General features: G+C 69.1%; 17 protein-coding genes. 6 read left to right on the forward strand and 11 right to left on the reverse strand.

Features of this window, described 5'->3' with window-relative positions:
- Nucleotides 1-98 precede the first annotated feature (98 nt).
- A complete protein-coding gene (locus Q0480_RS03010) occupies nt 99-668 on the forward strand; it encodes a cytochrome b (RefSeq protein ID WP_299130493.1) in 570 nt (189 codons plus the stop codon).
- A 55-nt stretch (nt 669-723) separates the two neighbouring features.
- Here the strand turns inward: Q0480_RS03010 and Q0480_RS03015 are convergent, their stop codons facing one another.
- The 6 genes from Q0480_RS03015 to Q0480_RS03040 form a co-directional block, all read right to left on the reverse strand.
- Complete coding sequence (locus tag Q0480_RS03015; protein ID WP_299130495.1) at nt 724-1,149, reverse strand: DUF2852 domain-containing protein; 426 nt, start codon at nt 1,147-1,149, stop codon at nt 724-726.
- Nucleotides 1,150-1,242: 93 nt separating this feature from the next.
- Entirely contained in the window at nt 1,243-1,872 is a 630-nt protein-coding gene (locus Q0480_RS03020; protein ID WP_299130497.1) for a TetR/AcrR family transcriptional regulator, read from the reverse strand.
- Between the two features lie 44 nt (nt 1,873-1,916).
- The gene (locus Q0480_RS03025) at nt 1,917-2,183 is read right to left on the reverse strand and encodes an HPr family phosphocarrier protein (protein WP_299130499.1); all 267 of its coding nucleotides are present in this window, start codon (nt 2,181-2,183) and stop codon (nt 1,917-1,919) included.
- Between the two features lie 25 nt (nt 2,184-2,208).
- On the reverse strand, nt 2,209-2,622 hold the full coding sequence (locus tag Q0480_RS03030; RefSeq protein WP_299130501.1) for a PTS fructose transporter subunit IIA: 414 nt from the start codon (nt 2,620-2,622) through the stop codon (nt 2,209-2,211).
- Nucleotides 2,619-3,554, reverse strand: a complete 936-nt coding sequence (gene rapZ / locus Q0480_RS03035) for an RNase adapter RapZ (RefSeq protein WP_366940814.1) — start codon at nt 3,552-3,554, stop codon at nt 2,619-2,621. Before rapZ ends, Q0480_RS03030 begins: the two co-directional genes overlap by 4 nt.
- Nucleotides 3,555-3,592: 38 nt before the next feature.
- Nucleotides 3,593-4,018 carry an HPr kinase/phosphorylase gene (locus Q0480_RS03040; RefSeq protein ID WP_299130503.1) on the reverse strand — a complete coding sequence of 142 codons (426 nt, stop codon included), beginning with the start codon at nt 4,016-4,018 and terminating at the stop codon, nt 3,593-3,595.
- A 305-nt stretch (nt 4,019-4,323) separates the two neighbouring features.
- Here Q0480_RS03040 and Q0480_RS03045 point away from each other — a divergent pair, with 305 nt between their 5' ends.
- Nucleotides 4,324-5,913 (forward strand): phosphoenolpyruvate carboxykinase, encoded by a 1,590-nt coding sequence (locus Q0480_RS03045; RefSeq protein ID WP_299130638.1) that lies wholly within the window; start codon nt 4,324-4,326, stop codon nt 5,911-5,913.
- A gap of 309 nt (nt 5,914-6,222) precedes the next feature.
- Here Q0480_RS03045 and Q0480_RS03050 read toward each other — a convergent pair whose 3' ends face one another.
- Nucleotides 6,223-7,506: an FAD-binding oxidoreductase gene (locus Q0480_RS03050; protein ID WP_299130504.1), complete on the reverse strand. Its 1,284-nt coding sequence runs from the start codon at nt 7,504-7,506 to the stop codon at nt 6,223-6,225.
- Between the two features lie 76 nt (nt 7,507-7,582).
- Nucleotides 7,583-8,062 (reverse strand): hypothetical protein, encoded by a 480-nt coding sequence (locus Q0480_RS03055; protein ID WP_299130506.1) that lies wholly within the window; start codon nt 8,060-8,062, stop codon nt 7,583-7,585.
- Here Q0480_RS03055 and Q0480_RS03060 point away from each other — a divergent pair.
- The 3 genes from Q0480_RS03060 to Q0480_RS03070 all read left to right on the forward strand — a co-directional run bounded on the left by Q0480_RS03060 (nt 8,049) and on the right by Q0480_RS03070 (nt 9,922).
- Nucleotides 8,049-8,567, forward strand: coding sequence for a sigma-70 family RNA polymerase sigma factor (locus Q0480_RS03060; RefSeq protein ID WP_299130508.1), 519 nt, complete (start codon nt 8,049-8,051; stop codon nt 8,565-8,567). The genes Q0480_RS03055 and Q0480_RS03060 overlap by 14 nt on opposite strands.
- Nucleotides 8,564-9,199 carry a DUF1109 domain-containing protein gene (locus Q0480_RS03065; protein ID WP_299130510.1) on the forward strand — a complete coding sequence of 212 codons (636 nt, stop codon included), beginning with the start codon at nt 8,564-8,566 and terminating at the stop codon, nt 9,197-9,199. Before Q0480_RS03060 ends, Q0480_RS03065 begins: the two co-directional genes overlap by 4 nt.
- 87 nt (nt 9,200-9,286) lie before the next feature.
- The gene (locus tag Q0480_RS03070) at nt 9,287-9,922 is read left to right on the forward strand and encodes an NrsF family protein (protein ID WP_299130512.1); all 636 of its coding nucleotides are present in this window, start codon (nt 9,287-9,289) and stop codon (nt 9,920-9,922) included.
- Here the strand turns inward: Q0480_RS03070 and Q0480_RS03075 are convergent.
- Entirely contained in the window at nt 9,894-11,075 is a 1,182-nt protein-coding gene (locus tag Q0480_RS03075) for an OpgC family protein (RefSeq protein WP_299130514.1), read from the reverse strand. The genes Q0480_RS03070 and Q0480_RS03075 overlap by 29 nt on opposite strands.
- Nucleotides 11,053-12,696 (reverse strand): thiamine pyrophosphate-binding protein, encoded by a 1,644-nt coding sequence (locus tag Q0480_RS03080; RefSeq protein WP_299130544.1) that lies wholly within the window; start codon nt 12,694-12,696, stop codon nt 11,053-11,055. Before Q0480_RS03080 ends, Q0480_RS03075 begins: the two co-directional genes overlap by 23 nt.
- Nucleotides 12,697-12,787: 91 nt before the next feature.
- Here Q0480_RS03080 and Q0480_RS03085 point away from each other — a divergent pair, with 91 nt between their 5' ends.
- A complete protein-coding gene (locus Q0480_RS03085; RefSeq protein ID WP_299130547.1) occupies nt 12,788-13,588 on the forward strand; it encodes a hypothetical protein in 801 nt (266 codons plus the stop codon).
- 4 nt (nt 13,589-13,592) lie between these two features.
- Here the strand turns inward: Q0480_RS03085 and Q0480_RS03090 are convergent, their stop codons facing one another.
- Nucleotides 13,593-14,084, reverse strand: coding sequence for a hypothetical protein (locus Q0480_RS03090; RefSeq protein ID WP_299130550.1), 492 nt, complete (start codon nt 14,082-14,084; stop codon nt 13,593-13,595).
- Between the last annotated feature and the right edge of the window lies 1 nt (nt 14,085).

The raw sequence follows: 14,085 nt of genomic DNA on the forward strand, positions 1-14,085 counted from the left end.
AGATCGACCGGTCGAAATTCGGATCAACCGGTGGGTTGCCGGATGTCGCCGCCGTGCTGCCCGTGAACATTCACCTCGTCATGACCTCACGCTAGGGAATGGGAGCGCGCGGCACCGCGACGGGTTGGGGCTGCGTCGCGCGGGCGTTCCATTGGGGGATGGCCGGGCTCATCCTCTTCATGCTCGGCCTCGGGGTCTATATGGCCAATTTCGTCCCCGACCTCCTGCGTCAGTTCGAGCTCTTCCAGTTGCACAAGAGCTGGGGCTTCGTGATCTTCTTCCTCGCGCTCGCCCGGCTCGGCTGGCGCCTGCTGGACCGGGCGCCGGAGGAGCCGGCGGGCATGCCGGCGTGGCAGCGCGTCGCCGCCCGCGCGTCGCACGCCGCTCTCTACGTCCTGATGCTGGCGATGCCGCTTTCCGGCTGGATCATGGTTTCCGCCTCGCCGGACGCCGATATCCTGGGGATCCGCAACATGGTGTTCGGGCTTTTCCCGATGCCGGACCCCTGGGTGCCGGGAAATGCCGGACTCGAAACCGCCGCCGGCGAGTTTCACGCGGCGGCGGCGATCCTGCTGGCGGCGCTGCTTGTCATGCACGCCGCCGCGGCGCTCTGGCATCATTTCGGCGCGCGGGACGCGGTCCTGCGCCGGATGGTGGTCGGCCGCTGACAGCCGCCGACCTCTCGCCCGATGCGCTACGCGGCCCCGTGCTCCACACGGATCGTCACGCCGCCGGATCGGACGTCGTCGCCATCTGCGAGCGGCTCGCCATGAACTGGTCGAACTCCGCCTGATCCTTCGCGGCGCGCAGCTGGTCGAGGAAGCTGGTGAAAGCCGCGCGCTCCTCCTCGAGCCGCTTCAGCGTCTCCTCGCGATAGCTGTCGAAGGCGGTATTGCCGGTGCGGCCGAAGTCGCGGTGACGGGCCGGGCCACGGCGGCCCCAGGAATTGCAGCGCATGCGTTTGCTCCAGATCATGTAGAAGAGAAAGGCGAGGCCGATCGGCCAGAAGAGGATGAAGCCAGCGACCATCGCGATGATCCAGGCCGCCCGCCCGCGTTCGTCGAGCCAGTCGCGGCACCGCTCGACAAAACCGCGAATCCGCCGCGGCCATTGCCCGTCCGGCGGGGACCATTCAGTGGTTGTGTGCATCAAGCGCTCCCATGTTAATGTGATTAACATTAACATAGATGGAAAACCCGGTCCCGTCCGTCAAGAGCCCCGTTCAAATATTCGGAAAGGCCCTCAGCGGGGGATGAGGCCGAGGCCGCGCAGATAGATCCCGGTGCCACTTTCCAGCATTTCGTCGGCCGAGAAGGGGGCGCGGGCGCCGGGCTGGCCGCGGGCGAAGAGCTCGACCACGCCATGGCTCAGCGCCCAGATGTGATTCGCCACCATGGTCGCCGGCGGTCGCCGATCCACGGGCAGCTGCTCCGACAGGTTGGCGGCCGCCCGCGCGAGGACCGACATCGCCCGGGAGGCGGCGAGTGCCAGGTCGGGATTGGCGGCGATCGACACCCGCGCCCCGAACATGGCATCGTAGTGCCCGGGATTGGTGCGCGCGAAGGTGAGATAGGCCCGTCCCGCCGCCGAGAAGGACGACAGCGGCGAGGGCCGACCCTCGTCGAAGGCGCGCTCCAACTGCTCGCCGAAGATGACGAAACCCTGGCGGGCCACCTCCTCGATCAGATCCTCGCGGTTGCGGAAATGCCGATAGGGCGCCGCCGGGCTCACGCCGGCCGCGCGCGCCGCCTCGGCGAGGGTGAAGCCGAGCGGCCCCTTTTCCTCGATCAGCGCGAGGCTCGCCTCGACCAGGGCCTGGCGCAGGTTTCCGTGGTGATAGGGTTTGCGCGCCTCGGGTTCGGTGTCGGCCATGGGCCGGATCTAGCCGCCGGATCCGACCGGGGCAAGCGCGGGTCTCAACTCGATTCGCCGAAGCGGCCGCGGACCAGCTCGCGCAGCGCCGCGGCCAGCGGTTCTGCCTCCGGTCCCTCGACGCGGATGTCGATGGAGGTGCCCTTGGCGGCGGCGAGCATCATCAGTCCCATGATACTGTCGCCCGAGACGTCCATTCCGTCGCGGCTGACCCGGGCGCTGGCATCGAACCGCTCGACGGTCTCGACGAACTTGGCCGAGGCACGTGCATGCAGTCCCTTGTCATTCACGATGAATAGGGTGAACAGCATTCCGTCCTCGGATTTGCGAGCGGCGTCAGAGCGCGATCGGCGTCCTGTCCGGCCCGAAGCCATCGACGGAATTGATGTATTTGCGGCCGGCGTTCAGGGCCGAGGCGCAGGCATCGCCGAGCGACATGCGCCGGGCCTTGGCGAGCTTGACGAGGAGGGGCAGGTTGGCGCCGTAGAGCACGGCCCGGCCGGACTTCTTGCAGGCGCCGACCGCGAGGTTGGACGGCGTCGAGCCGAACATGTCGGTCACCACCACCACGCCATGGCCGGCATCGACGGATTCGGCCGCGGCCTCGATCTCGGCTTGCTTCTTGGTACAATCATCTTCGGGGCCAATGGATACCGCCACGGTCCCCGGATGCTTGCCCACGATATGCTCCATCACGGCGAGATACTCGCCAGCGAGGCCGCCATGGGCGACGATAACTATTCCGATCACGCTACACCCATCCCCAGACCCAAAGCGGCGCCACCAGGCGTTCGCTCGAGGTCCCTATGCCGAATAGACACCCGCCAACCATCCTCCGCAAGCGTTTTCGCCAGCGCCTCGACCAGCACGACGGAGCGGTGTTTCCCTCCGGTGCAGCCCATTCCCAGTCCGAAATAGCTCTTTCCCTCGGCCCGATAGGCGGGCAGCAGGAACCGCAAGAGGTCGATGAGCCGCGCATAGAACGGGCCATAGCCCGGGTCCGCGGCGACGAAGGCCGCGACAAGCGGGTCGCGGCCATCAAGGGGGCGAAGTGCTTCGTCCCAGTGCGGATTGCGCAGGAACCGCACGTCGATCACCATATCGACGCCGCGGGGCGTACCGCGCTTGTAGGAAAAGGACTGCAGCGACACCGCCAGCGTCTCGGCGCCATCCTCCTGCCCGAACAGCCGCTCCATCTCGGCGCGAAGGTCGTGCGGGGTGAGCGCGCCGGTGTCGATCAGCACGTCCGCCCGGGCGCGCAGCGGCGCCAGCAGAGATATCTCCCGATCGATGCCGACCTGCGGTGTCTCGTGCGGACTGAGCGGATGGCGCCGGCGCGTCTCGCTGTATCGGCGGATCAATGTTCCCGCGTCGCAGTCGAGATAGACAAGCGTCGGCGCGCGACCGACCAGCCCCGCGATCTCCTCAAGCAACGCTGTCAGGCGGTCGATGGCGAATTCGCGGTTGCGGGCATCCACGCCGACAACGACCGGCCGCGTCAGCGGCGGTCCCGCGAACAGCCGCGGAAGGAAGGAAAGCGGAAGGTTGTCAATGGCCTCGAACCCGAGATCCTCGAGCGCCCGTATGGCCGTGGAGCGTCCCGCACCGGCCGGCCCCGTCATGATGACGATGTCATGCGCCGAAGTGTTGGCAGCTTCCCTGGGGCGGACTGCGTCGGTCACCTAAGTCCCTGCTTTCGAACATTGTCGGGCCCCGCGCGTCATTCCGGAATCCGTTCGCTGTTCTGCAACAAAAACATCAACGTCGGATCAAGATTTGGCAGGTCGCGGCCGAAAATCAACTCAACCCCCACTTCAAGATGTCGTAATGCTCGCACCTGTGGCATTCGTGCCGCAGGTGCGAAGTCGAGATCGACCGCGAGGGTGACCACGGCCTCCGGAACGTGCGCCGCGCGGAGAAGGCCGACGCCGCGGGCCTCGATCATTCCGGCCAGCGCCGCCGGAGCGCTGGCGATCAGCGCGTCGCCTCGCCGGCGCAGACTCACCTGGTCGTCGGCGACCAGCGCCGCCCCGAGGGCGACGAGGCGCAGGGCGAGCGCGGATTTCCCCGCGCCCGATTGCCCGAGAATCAACAAGGCGCGCCCCTTGAGCGCGACGGCGGAGGCGTGGAGCGTGAGCGTTTCCATCACCGACTCATCGATCGCCTTCGATCATGCCGCGGCGCAGCAAGTTGTTTCTGGGCAAAGCGAACGCAAGCGAACACCCATTTCAACATCATGAAACAATCTCACGGCGCTTTTTTGCCCCCTGAATTCCATTAAGTATATCGGGGGACGCGAAAGCCCGTCTTCCATGCTATACAGGTCCACAGGGCTGGTTGTTGCGTATGCGAAGGTTTCCGGTCCGAATCTGAGGGTTTCACAGGCTGGCGCATGCTGCGATCCGGCCGTGTTCTGGGGAAATTCCGCATATGACGATGGCGTTCAAGTCGATGGCAAAAACCGGTCCCGGCACTTCTCTGGCGGAGACCGGATTCCCCGGCGTCGCCCATGTGCACTACAACCTTCTGGAGCCCGCGCTGGTCCAGCAGGCGATCGTTCGTGGCGAAGGCGAACTCGGCCAGGGTGGCGCTCTGCTCGTCAGCACGGGCAAGCACACCGGCCGCTCGCCAAAGGACAAGTTCGTTGTGCGCGAGCCTTCGGTGGAAGGTTCGGTCTGGTGGGAAAACAACGCGCCGATGGCGCCTGAGCACTTCACGATCCTGCTTGCCGACATGCGCGCCCATATTCAGGGCGGAGAACTCTTCGTACAGGATCTCTACGCCGGCGCCGATCCCGACTATCGTCTCAATGTCCGGGTGATCACCGAACTCGCCTGGCACGGCCTTTTCATCCGCCACCTGCTGCGCCGCCCGGCGGAAGAGGAACTGGCGGGCTTCCTGCCGGAATTCACCATCCTGAACTGCCCGTCCTTCAAGGCGGATCCCGAGAAGCACGGCTGCCGCGGCGAGACGGTGATCGCCATCTCGTTCGAGCAGCGGCTGGTGCTGATCGGTGGAACGGCCTACGCCGGCGAGAACAAGAAGTCGGTCTTCTCGATCCTCAACTATCTTCTGCCCGAGAAGGGCGTGATGCCGATGCATTGCTCGGCGAACCATGCCAAGGGCGACGAAAACGACGTCGCGGTGTTCTTCGGCCTGTCGGGCACCGGCAAGACCACGCTCTCGGCCGATCCGGCCCGCGTGCTGATCGGCGATGACGAACATGGCTGGTCGGACGCCGGAACCTTCAATTTCGAGGGTGGCTGCTACGCCAAGACCATCAATCTGTCGGCCGAGGCCGAGCCGGAGATCTATGCGACGACAACGCGCTTCTCGACGGTCGTCGAGAACATGGTCTACGATCCGCGCAGCCGCGCGCTCGATTTCAACGACGACAGCCTGACGGCGAACACCCGCTGCGCCTATCCGCTGGAAGCGATCTCGAACGCCAGTGTCACCGCGCGCGGCGGGCAGCCGAAGAACATCGTGATGCTGACCTGCGACGCCTTCGGTGTCCTGCCGCCGATCGCGCGGCTCACGCCGGCGCAGGCGATGTATCACTTCCTGTCGGGCTTCACGTCCAAGGTGGCGGGGACCGAGCGTGGTGTGACCGAGCCGCAGCCGACCTTCTCGACCTGCTTTGGGGCGCCCTTCATGCCGCGCCGGCCGGAGGTTTACGGGGCGCTGCTGCGCGACCGGATCGCCGAGGCCGGCGCTTCCTGCTGGCTGGTCAATACCGGCTGGACCGGTGGCGCCTATGGGACCGGCAAGCGCATGCCGATCGCCGCGACCCGGGCGCTCCTGACCGCCGCCCTGAACGGCAGCCTGAACGGCGCGACCTTCCGCACGGATCAGAATTTCGGCTTCGAAGTGCCGGTCGAACTCGACGGCGTCGATGCCGCCCTGCTCGATCCGCGCGATACCTGGGCCGATCCCGATGCCTATGACGCGCAGGCCAAGAAGCTGATTGCGATGTTCTCCGCGAACTTCGGCCAGTACGCCCAGCATGTCGAGGACGACGTCCTCGCCGTCGCCATCTGATCCGGTCGGATCACTCGCCCGGGAACACGGGCGGCATCCAAACCCGGAGCCTCGAGGCTCCGGGTTTTTCGTTTTCGCGCTTTCGGACCACGCGCGCCGATCGGCGCTTGCGCGGTTGTCGAGCCCGACCGTGACCGCCCGCGCATCGAGCCCGCCGCCGGCGCGTACGACCTCGACGCCGCGCGCACCGTCCGGGTTCCGCGGCGCGTGAGCGGAAGCCGATCCGGCAGAGCCGGTCCGTCCACCCCAGAGTCTTGATTTGACGCAATATCTTGACCACAGGACGATTCCGTCTGGTTGGATATCGCGCTAGAAGCGCTCGCCCGTGAAATGTGCGATCTGGGCGCCGGCTTCGTAAAAGGCTTCCTTTGCCACGCGGAAGGACCGTGCCCCGGGTTCGGTCAGCGGCAGCGGCAGTTCCCCGTCCCCGACGCGGCCCATGACATATCCGGCGAGGACCTGCCCGAAGGCGGTGCCGGGCGCGATGCCGCGGCCGTTGTAGCCGCTGAAGCCGATGACATTCTCCGCGAACCGGTGAAAGCGCGGCACCGCGTCCGAGGTCATGCCGATCTGGCCGTACCAGCCGGTTTCGAAGGCAACATGCCCGAGCCGCGGGAAGATCCGCTTGAGCGCCCGCCGCGCCCAAGCCGGATGGATGACCTGGCCGGTATTGCGCAGCGCCCCGACGCTGCCGAAAACCAGCCGGCCGCTCTGATCCATGCGGAAGGAGGAAAGGATCTCCCGCGTATCCCAGCAGCCTTCGCCGCCGGGCAGGATCGAAGCCCGAAGGTCGCCGGAGAGCGGAGCGGTCGCGAGATTGAAATAGGGCAGGCGCACCTGCTCGTCGCGGACGACCTGCCAGGGACCTTGGGAATAGGCGTCGGTCGCGACGACGATCCAGTCGGCGGTGACCGAGCCGCCGGCGGTCCTCACGTGCCACGCGGCGCCGCGCCGCTCGGTCGAGACGGCGGGGCTGCCGGTATGGATGCGCGCGCCCGCGGCGATCGCGGCGGCGGCGAGCCCGCGCGCATAGGCGAGCGGCTGCAGCGTGCCGGCCCGCGGGTCGAACAGCGCACCGGCATAGGCGTCCGAGCCGGTGCGTCGGCGGGTTTCGTCCGCGTCGAGAAGCCTCAGTGGCGCGCCCCGCGCCGTCCATTGCCGGTGCCGGGTCCGCAATTCCTCGAGACCGTGGCCGCCCACCGCGAGATGCAGCGTACCACTCCTTTCGAGCTCGCAGGCGATTCCGCGACGCTCGACCACGTCGCGCACGAGAAGGGGCGCGTCGGACAGGAGCGCGAGGCAGCGCTCGCCATGCTCGGCGCCGAGCACGCCGGCGACGTCGTCGGGCATGACCCACAGGCCGCCGTTGATCAGTCCGACGTTCCGGCCGGACGCGCCGAAACCGATCTCGACCGCTTCGAGCAGGACGCAACGTACGCCCGCCTCGGCGAGAAACAGCGCCGCGGCGAGCCCGGTGTAGCCGCCACCGACAATGACGACGTCGGCAGCGGTGCTTTCGCGGAGTGCGCCGGTCGGCGGCGCGGGCGGGGCCGTTCGCTCCCAGAGGCCATGCGACCTTGGGTCGTTCAACATGGTTTCAGATCCTCGCGGATGGGCCCGGGGAAAATGTACGAGGCGCCGCCGCGGAATGGAACGTCATTGTGCCCGTCTAACCCGGCACGCCGCCGGCCGGACCGCGTCGGCGGAAAGGCACCCGGTGGCGGAGGAAGAAGCGCGCCATCTCGCGCGAGGCGTCGGGGCCGGCGGGTTCGGTGAAGCGGCCGGCCCGGCCGCCGCCCGACCAGCCATGGCCAGCGCCGATCACCAGCCAATGCTCGCAAAAGGATTTCGATCCGGCGCCCCGATGCGTGGTCCGCACATATTCCCGCCCGCCGGACGACCGCCCGCGCTTCTCCACCCGCCGCGGCGCCGGATAGGCGCCGACCGCGCGGGCGATCAGCGACCGACCGTTGCGCGGATTGGTCTTGATCGCGGCCGGGCCCTGGGTTTCATGGTCGGGATTGTTCCATGGAACCGCTTCGGGTTCCGCGGGGGGAAACGAGGCCCAGGGCTCGGCCCGGAGAGGCGGCGCGCCGATGACGGTCCAGACGCGCGAGGAGGAATGGGCCGACTGGATGCGGCGCGCCATTGGCGGCGACGCGGAGGCCTACAACCGCTTTCTGACCGCCGTGGCGCCGCATCTGCGCGCCATGGCACTGCGGCGCTGCGACCAGTTCGGCGCCGGACGGAGCGAGGCCGAGGACGTGACGCAGGAAGTGCTGCTTGCCATTCATCTCAAGCGCGGCACCTGGGATCCGGCGCGGCCCATCGGCCCCTGGCTGTCGACGATCGTGCGCAACAAGATGATCGACGGCCTGCGGCGGCGCGGGCGCGCGGTCAGCGTGCCGATCGAGGATGTGATCGAGACGCTCGAGGCGGTCGAGGCGGGCGAAGTGACCGACAAGCTCGACGTCGAAAACGCGCTGCGAAGGTTGCGGGATCCGCAACTGTCCATCGTCCGGTCGATTTCCCTCGGCGGCGAGAGCGTGCGCGACACGGCGGCGAAACTGGGGATGAGCGAGGGCGCGGTACGGGTCGCGCTGCACCGGGCGCTCCGGGCGCTGGCCGCGTTCCACAGGGGAGCGATCGAATGAAGACGGAGGAGCTGATCGGTCTCTTGGCACAGGACGCGCCGGCGGGAGCCTCGCTCGGCGAGCGGCTGGCCCGAGCCCTCGTCGCCGCGGTGGGCGTCTCGGCGCTGCTCATGCTCGCCACCATCGGCCTTCGGCCCGAGCTGCTCGCGGCGCTCGGGACGGCGCGGGTGCTGTTCAAGATCGCCTTCACGCTGCTGCTCGCGGCGAGCGCCTGCGCCGTGGTCTTTCGCGTCGGCATGCCTGGCCTGCCGGTTGGCGCGCGCGCGCGGCTGCTGGTCGCGCCGCTGCTCCTGCTCTGCGGCGGGGTGGCGGCGGAACTGGTCGCGGTGCCGCGGGATGCCTGGGCGGCCAGCCTGACCGGGCAGAACGCCGCCTTCTGCCTGTTCTTCATCCCGGTGCTCGCGCTCGCGCCGCTCGGCGGCCTTCTCTGGGCGCTGCGTTCCGGCGCGCCGGAGAGCCCGGGTCTCGCCGGCGCGGCGGCGGGCCTGGCCGCCGGAGCGCTCGCCGCCTCGCTCTATGCCTGGCATTGCCCGGACGACAGCCCGCTGTTCGTCGCAACCTGGTATGTCATCGCCATGGCCTTCGTCACCCTGGCCGGCGGGGCCATCGGCCGCCGTCTCCTGCGCTGGTGAGCGGCGGGGCCGGCCTGTAACGAAGGCCCCTTCGCCAGCGAAGATCGAACATGCATCCCGCCTTCCGGGACGATGAAAGCGTTGGCCATGGATACGTCGCATCTTGTCCGGCTCCTGTCGCAGGACGGCGCGGTCCGTGCCCGCCTGACCGTGGTTCTGGCGGGCGGGTTCTGCGCCGGGATCGCGATCGCGGCGCTGATGTTCCTTGTCGCCATCGGACCGCGGCCCGATATCCTGGCGGCGGCGCGGACCCCGCGCTTTCTCTTCAAGGTCATCGTCACCGGCGCGTTGGCTGTCAGCGCGGGGCTGCTCGTTTTCCGGCTCAGCCGGCCGGATCCGCCGCCCGGCGCGGCGAGCTGGGCGCTGCTGGCGGCGCCGCTGCTCCTCGTCGGCGCGGGGCTTGTCGAACTCGTCGCGATGCCACCGGCGAGCTGGCCAACGCTGATGATCGGCGAGAACGCCGCCGTCTGCCTGACCGTCGTGCCGCTGCTGTCGATCGGGCCGCTCGCCTGCCTGCTGCTGGCGATGCGGGACGGCGCCCCGGCCAACCCCGGCGCCGCCGGGGCGGTGGCGGGGCTCGCGGCCAGCGGCGTGGCCGCGAGCTTCTATGCCGCGAATTGCACGGACGACAGTCCGCTCTTCGTGCTGGCCTGGTATCCGCTCGCCGTCGCGGTGGTCGCGGCCGCCGGCTTCTTCATCGGGCGGCGGGCGCTGCGCTGGTAGGCGCGGACCTCGCCCAGGGCGCGGCCTTGAACCAGCGCACCAGATAGGCGGTGGCGATCAGCACCGCGAATCCGACGAGATTCGCCATCGTCATCCGAAGCGCGCCGTCGTCGCCACGCGACAGCCAGATGCCGAGGATCTGGGCGGTGACCATGCCGGTCGCGAAGACCGCCAGCGATTGCTGCCCGACCACGGTCACCACGCGGACGGCCCCGCCCCGCAGGATCGCGCCACGTTCGCCGACCGCCTGGACGGCGAGATAGGCGAGCGCGAGGAAATGCGCGAAGCGCAGCGCGCCGAAGGCGGATTTGTCGGTGAGGCCGGCGAGCTGGCGCGCCACGTCGTGGAAAGCCGGATGCGTCTCGTACCAGCGCACCAGCGAGAAGGGGACGCTGGCGATCAGGAAGATCGCGGCGGCGGCGATCAGCCAGCGATGATAGCCCGGCGCGGGAATGCGCCCGCGCACCAGGAAGAAGCCGGTGAAGAACAGGAGTTGCCAGCCGAAGGGATTGAAGAACCATGTCCGGTCCGAAAACGGCTCGGCCGGCAGCGTCGCCCATCCGGCCTGCGCCGCGAGCCAGAGGCCGGCCATCAGCGTGAGTGCCAGGCCGACATGGACCCGCTCGGCGATCAGCATCACGGGCATCAACAAGAGGATCACCATGTACATCGGCAGAATGTCGAAATAGTTCGGCACGTATCGCAGCGTGAGCAGCGCCTTGGCGAGGCCCCCGGGATCGTGAAGGAACGGCACGAGATTCAGCTGGTCGGCATAGGTCATCCCGTCAGGCCGCGCCCCGGCGGCGACCGTCAGCGCAAGGATGACCATGAAGACGCCGATATGCGTCCAGTAGATCTGCCAGACGCGCCGGAGCGTCCGCGCGGCCAGCATTCCCGCCCCGTGCCGGTCGAAGGTCGCGCCGAAGGCGAGCGCGGAGGCCATGCCCGACTGAAAGACGAATATCTCGGTCGCGTCGGAAAAGCCGAAGCGGCCGGGGATCCACAAGGCCCAGCTGTTGTTTGGCACATGGGCGATCAGGATGATGAACATCCCGAGGCCGCGGAAGAAATCGATCCGGAGGTCGCGGGCCGGCCGGACCGGGACGGCCATGGCGCGGGTGGCGAGGAAGTCAGAAGGCGCGGTCATAGGCATCGGTGCTGAACCTGCAGGAAATGAGCGTGAAGCGGTCGGCCCCCGCCGCCGCGTCGAGGGCGTGGCGGAGCGTGGCGGTGTCCTTGACGTGAATGCCATGCCCGCCGAAGCCGCGGGCGATGGTCGGGAAATCGGTCGCCCCCAGGGCGACACCCAGCGGCGCGAGGCCGGCGGCGGCCTGTTTCAGGCCGATCAGCGACAGGGCGCGGTCCTGGAAGACGACGAGGGTGATGGCCGCGCCGAGGTCGCGCAGGGTGGCCAGCTCGCCGATCCCCATCTCCAGACCGCCGTCGCCCGTGACCGCGACCACCCGTCGGCCCGGATTGGCGACCGCCGCGCCGATCGCCAGCGGCAGCGCGGTTGCCATGGTGCAGAAGCCCGCCGACTGCAGCAGGTGGAGCGGCCGGCGGGCTGCCCATTTCTGCGAGAGCAGGATGCGGTGCGCTCCGCTGTCGGTGGTGACGATGGCGTCGTCTTCCAGCGCCGCGTTCAGCGTTTCGATCAGTGCGTGCGGCCCCCACGCCGCCGGCGCCGCGAAGAGCGTGTCGAGCCGGGCGCGCGTCGCGGCGGGTTCCCGCGCCGGCCAGAGCGGGCGCGGCGCGAGGCCCGGCGTCAGCGCCCCGGCGAGATCGGCGATATCCGCCGTCAGGTCGAAGCCCGCCTCGTGCATCCCGTGATCGGCCGGCGCGGCACTCAGCGCGATGATCCGCGCCGGATCGCCGAAGGCGTCGAGCCAACCCGCGCGCATCTCGATCGGATCATATCCGAGGAGCAGGATCAGGTCGGCGCGATCCGCCAGCGCGCGGAGCTCGGCGTCGGCCAGCGGCGACAGGCCGGCGGCGCCGAGCGACGGGGGCGCGTCCTCCGGCATCAGCCCCTTGGCCTTGTAGGTGGTGACGACCGGCGCGCCGTAGGCGGTCAGGAAGGCGCGGATCCGCGCGGCGCCGGGATGCCGGGCCGCTTCGAACCCCGCGAGGACCAGCGGCCGCTCGGCGGCGGCGAGCCGGGCCGCGAGGGCGAGGACCGCGGGATCGTTCGCGGCGATGCCCGGCGCCGCGCGTCGCGCCGGCCGCGCCGCGCCCGGCTCCGCCGATTGCATCGCCGCGGTCTCCGGCGAGAGGTCGAGATGCACCGGTCCCATCGGCGCGGTCGTCGCCAGCCGAATCGCCCGCGCGACGGTGGCGGCCGCGCCCTCGGCGCCGATCTCGAACGATCCCTTCACCAGCGGCGCCAGAATCCGGCCATGATCGATCACCTGATGCGTGTAGCGCGCGCGCGCCAACCGATCGACCACGCCCGATATCACGATCAGCGGCGCATGTTCCTGCGCCGCGTCCGCGATGCCGTTGACCGCGTTGGCCAGCCCCGGTCCGAGTGTCGTCACCAGCAGCCCCGGCCCGCCACCCGTCGCACTCGCTCCCGCCGCCATGATCGCCGCCGCCGTCTCATGCCGTGCGAGGTGAAAGGCGATGCCAGCCGCCGCCAGCGCGTCGATCAGTGTCACCACCTCGCCGCCCGGCATGCCGAAGGCGAAGCGGACACCATGGGCGGCCAGCGTCTCGGCCACCTGGTCGGCGACGCGGTCGGTCGCGTAGGCCGTCGGCGTCTCGCGGTCTCTCATGATCGGTCCCACATCTCGCTCAAGTGACTTGCCGGAGCGGGGCGCGCTCCCGACACTCGGCGCCGGGCCGAACTGGGAGCACACCGCCGCGATGATCACAACGTCCGTCGTCGCCGGCCTCGCGCTTCTCGCCGGAGCCTCCGCCATGGCCGGCGAAGGCGGCGCCTATCACGTGGCGGACGGCGACTACCGCGTCGAGATGCCGCCCGCCCGGCCGGCTCGGGGCGCCTATGTGTTCTTTCACGGCTACAACGGGTCCGCCGCGGCGACTTTGCGCGATGCCCGTCCTCTGGTGGAGATGGCGCTCGCCCATGGCCTCGCCTTCGTCGCGGTGAACGGGCGCGACGGCACCTGGTCGTTGCCCGGCTCACCGGCGGAAGGTGTTCGCGACGAACAGGCCTTCATCACCGAGGTTCTCGACGACCTCGATGCCCGCTTCGGTTTTTCGGCGGCGGAAATCGTGCTCGGCGGCTTCTCGCTGGGCGCCTCGATGGCCTGGTACACGGTCTGTCATCAGGGGCGCCACGCGGCGGGCATGATCACCTTCTCCGGTGTCTTCTGGGAGCCGCCGCCGAAGCCGGGCGACTGCGATCCGACGGTGCCGCCGGTCGTGCATTTCCATGGCCGGGCCGACCGGACCTTTCCGCTCGCCGGTCGCGTCATCGGGGGCAGGTACCATCAGGGCGACACCTTCGCAAGCATGGCGATCCTCCGGGACACCGCCGGTTGCGACCTCGGGCCGGGCAAGCCGCTGACGCTGGCCGGGATTTCCTGCGAGGCGGCGACCGGATGCGCGCGCGGCGCGATCGTGCTCTGCCTGCATGACGGCGGCCACCAGACCGATCCCGACCAGCTCGACGCGGGGCTGGACGAGATCGGCTTCCGGCGCTGAGGCTTCAGGCACGGCGCCATGCGACGACATGGGCGACGATGACGCCGAAGAGCAGGTGCCCCGCGAGCGACGCCCAGGCCAGCGGCACGAAGCCGAGGAAGGCGGGCAGACCGGCGATGAGATGCGCCATCACGTAGAGCGCGAAGATCCACAGGCCAAAGCCGAAGCCAAGCCCGGTGAGGAGCAGCGGCAGCTTCGGAAAGATCGCCCGTTGGAGCGGCCGCGCGACGAAGAGATAGCCGATCGGGTAGAACACCACCCCGACGACCGCGTGGATCAGTTCGGCGAGCGTCCGGCTCGCCAGACCGAACACCGACTGCACCAGCGCGGCGGGTTCCAGCGGCCCGCCGACCAGCAGGGGCGTGATGCCTCGCGCCCAGATTTCCCAGCCGAGGTCGGCGGCCAGTCCCGCCAGCAGGATGGTTGCGATCAGCGCGGGCTCGATCCGCGGAAAAAGGCCGGTGGCGGCGCGCGGGTTCATGTCGGTCATGGACATC

Origin of the sequence: uncultured Amaricoccus sp., assembly GCF_937891315.1 — a bacterium.
Taxonomy (GTDB): Bacteria; Pseudomonadota; Alphaproteobacteria; order Rhodobacterales; family Rhodobacteraceae; genus Amaricoccus.

What these genes read in the sequence shown, in the direction of transcription:
- Q0480_RS03010 (WP_299130493.1), top strand. Translation starts at nt 99, where the DNA reads ATGGGAGCGCGCGGCACCGCGACGGGTTGGGGCTGCGTCGCGCGGGCG.
- Q0480_RS03090 (WP_299130550.1), bottom strand. Translation starts at nt 14,084, where the DNA reads ATGTCCATGACCGACATGAACCCGCGCGCCGCCACCGGCCTTTTTCCG.
- Q0480_RS03040 (WP_299130503.1), bottom strand. Translation starts at nt 4,018, where the DNA reads ATGGAAACGCTCACGCTCCACGCCTCCGCCGTCGCGCTCAAGGGGCGC.
- Q0480_RS03075 (WP_299130514.1), bottom strand. Translation starts at nt 11,075, where the DNA reads ATGCCTATGACCGCGCCTTCTGACTTCCTCGCCACCCGCGCCATGGCC.
- Q0480_RS03070 (WP_299130512.1), top strand. Translation starts at nt 9,287, where the DNA reads ATGGATACGTCGCATCTTGTCCGGCTCCTGTCGCAGGACGGCGCGGTC.
- Q0480_RS03085 (WP_299130547.1), top strand. Translation starts at nt 12,788, where the DNA reads ATGATCACAACGTCCGTCGTCGCCGGCCTCGCGCTTCTCGCCGGAGCC.
- Q0480_RS03050 (WP_299130504.1), bottom strand. Translation starts at nt 7,506, where the DNA reads ATGTTGAACGACCCAAGGTCGCATGGCCTCTGGGAGCGAACGGCCCCG.
- Q0480_RS03060 (WP_299130508.1), top strand. Translation starts at nt 8,049, where the DNA reads ATGCGGCGCGCCATTGGCGGCGACGCGGAGGCCTACAACCGCTTTCTG.
- Q0480_RS03055 (WP_299130506.1), bottom strand. Translation starts at nt 8,062, where the DNA reads ATGGCGCGCCGCATCCAGTCGGCCCATTCCTCCTCGCGCGTCTGGACC.
- Q0480_RS03065 (WP_299130510.1), top strand. Translation starts at nt 8,564, where the DNA reads ATGAAGACGGAGGAGCTGATCGGTCTCTTGGCACAGGACGCGCCGGCG.
- Q0480_RS03025 (WP_299130499.1), bottom strand. Translation starts at nt 2,183, where the DNA reads ATGCTGTTCACCCTATTCATCGTGAATGACAAGGGACTGCATGCACGT.
- Q0480_RS03015 (WP_299130495.1), bottom strand. Translation starts at nt 1,149, where the DNA reads ATGCACACAACCACTGAATGGTCCCCGCCGGACGGGCAATGGCCGCGG.
- Q0480_RS03045 (WP_299130638.1), top strand. Translation starts at nt 4,324, where the DNA reads ATGGCAAAAACCGGTCCCGGCACTTCTCTGGCGGAGACCGGATTCCCC.
- Q0480_RS03080 (WP_299130544.1), bottom strand. Translation starts at nt 12,696, where the DNA reads ATGAGAGACCGCGAGACGCCGACGGCCTACGCGACCGACCGCGTCGCC.
- Q0480_RS03020 (WP_299130497.1), bottom strand. Translation starts at nt 1,872, where the DNA reads ATGGCCGACACCGAACCCGAGGCGCGCAAACCCTATCACCACGGAAAC.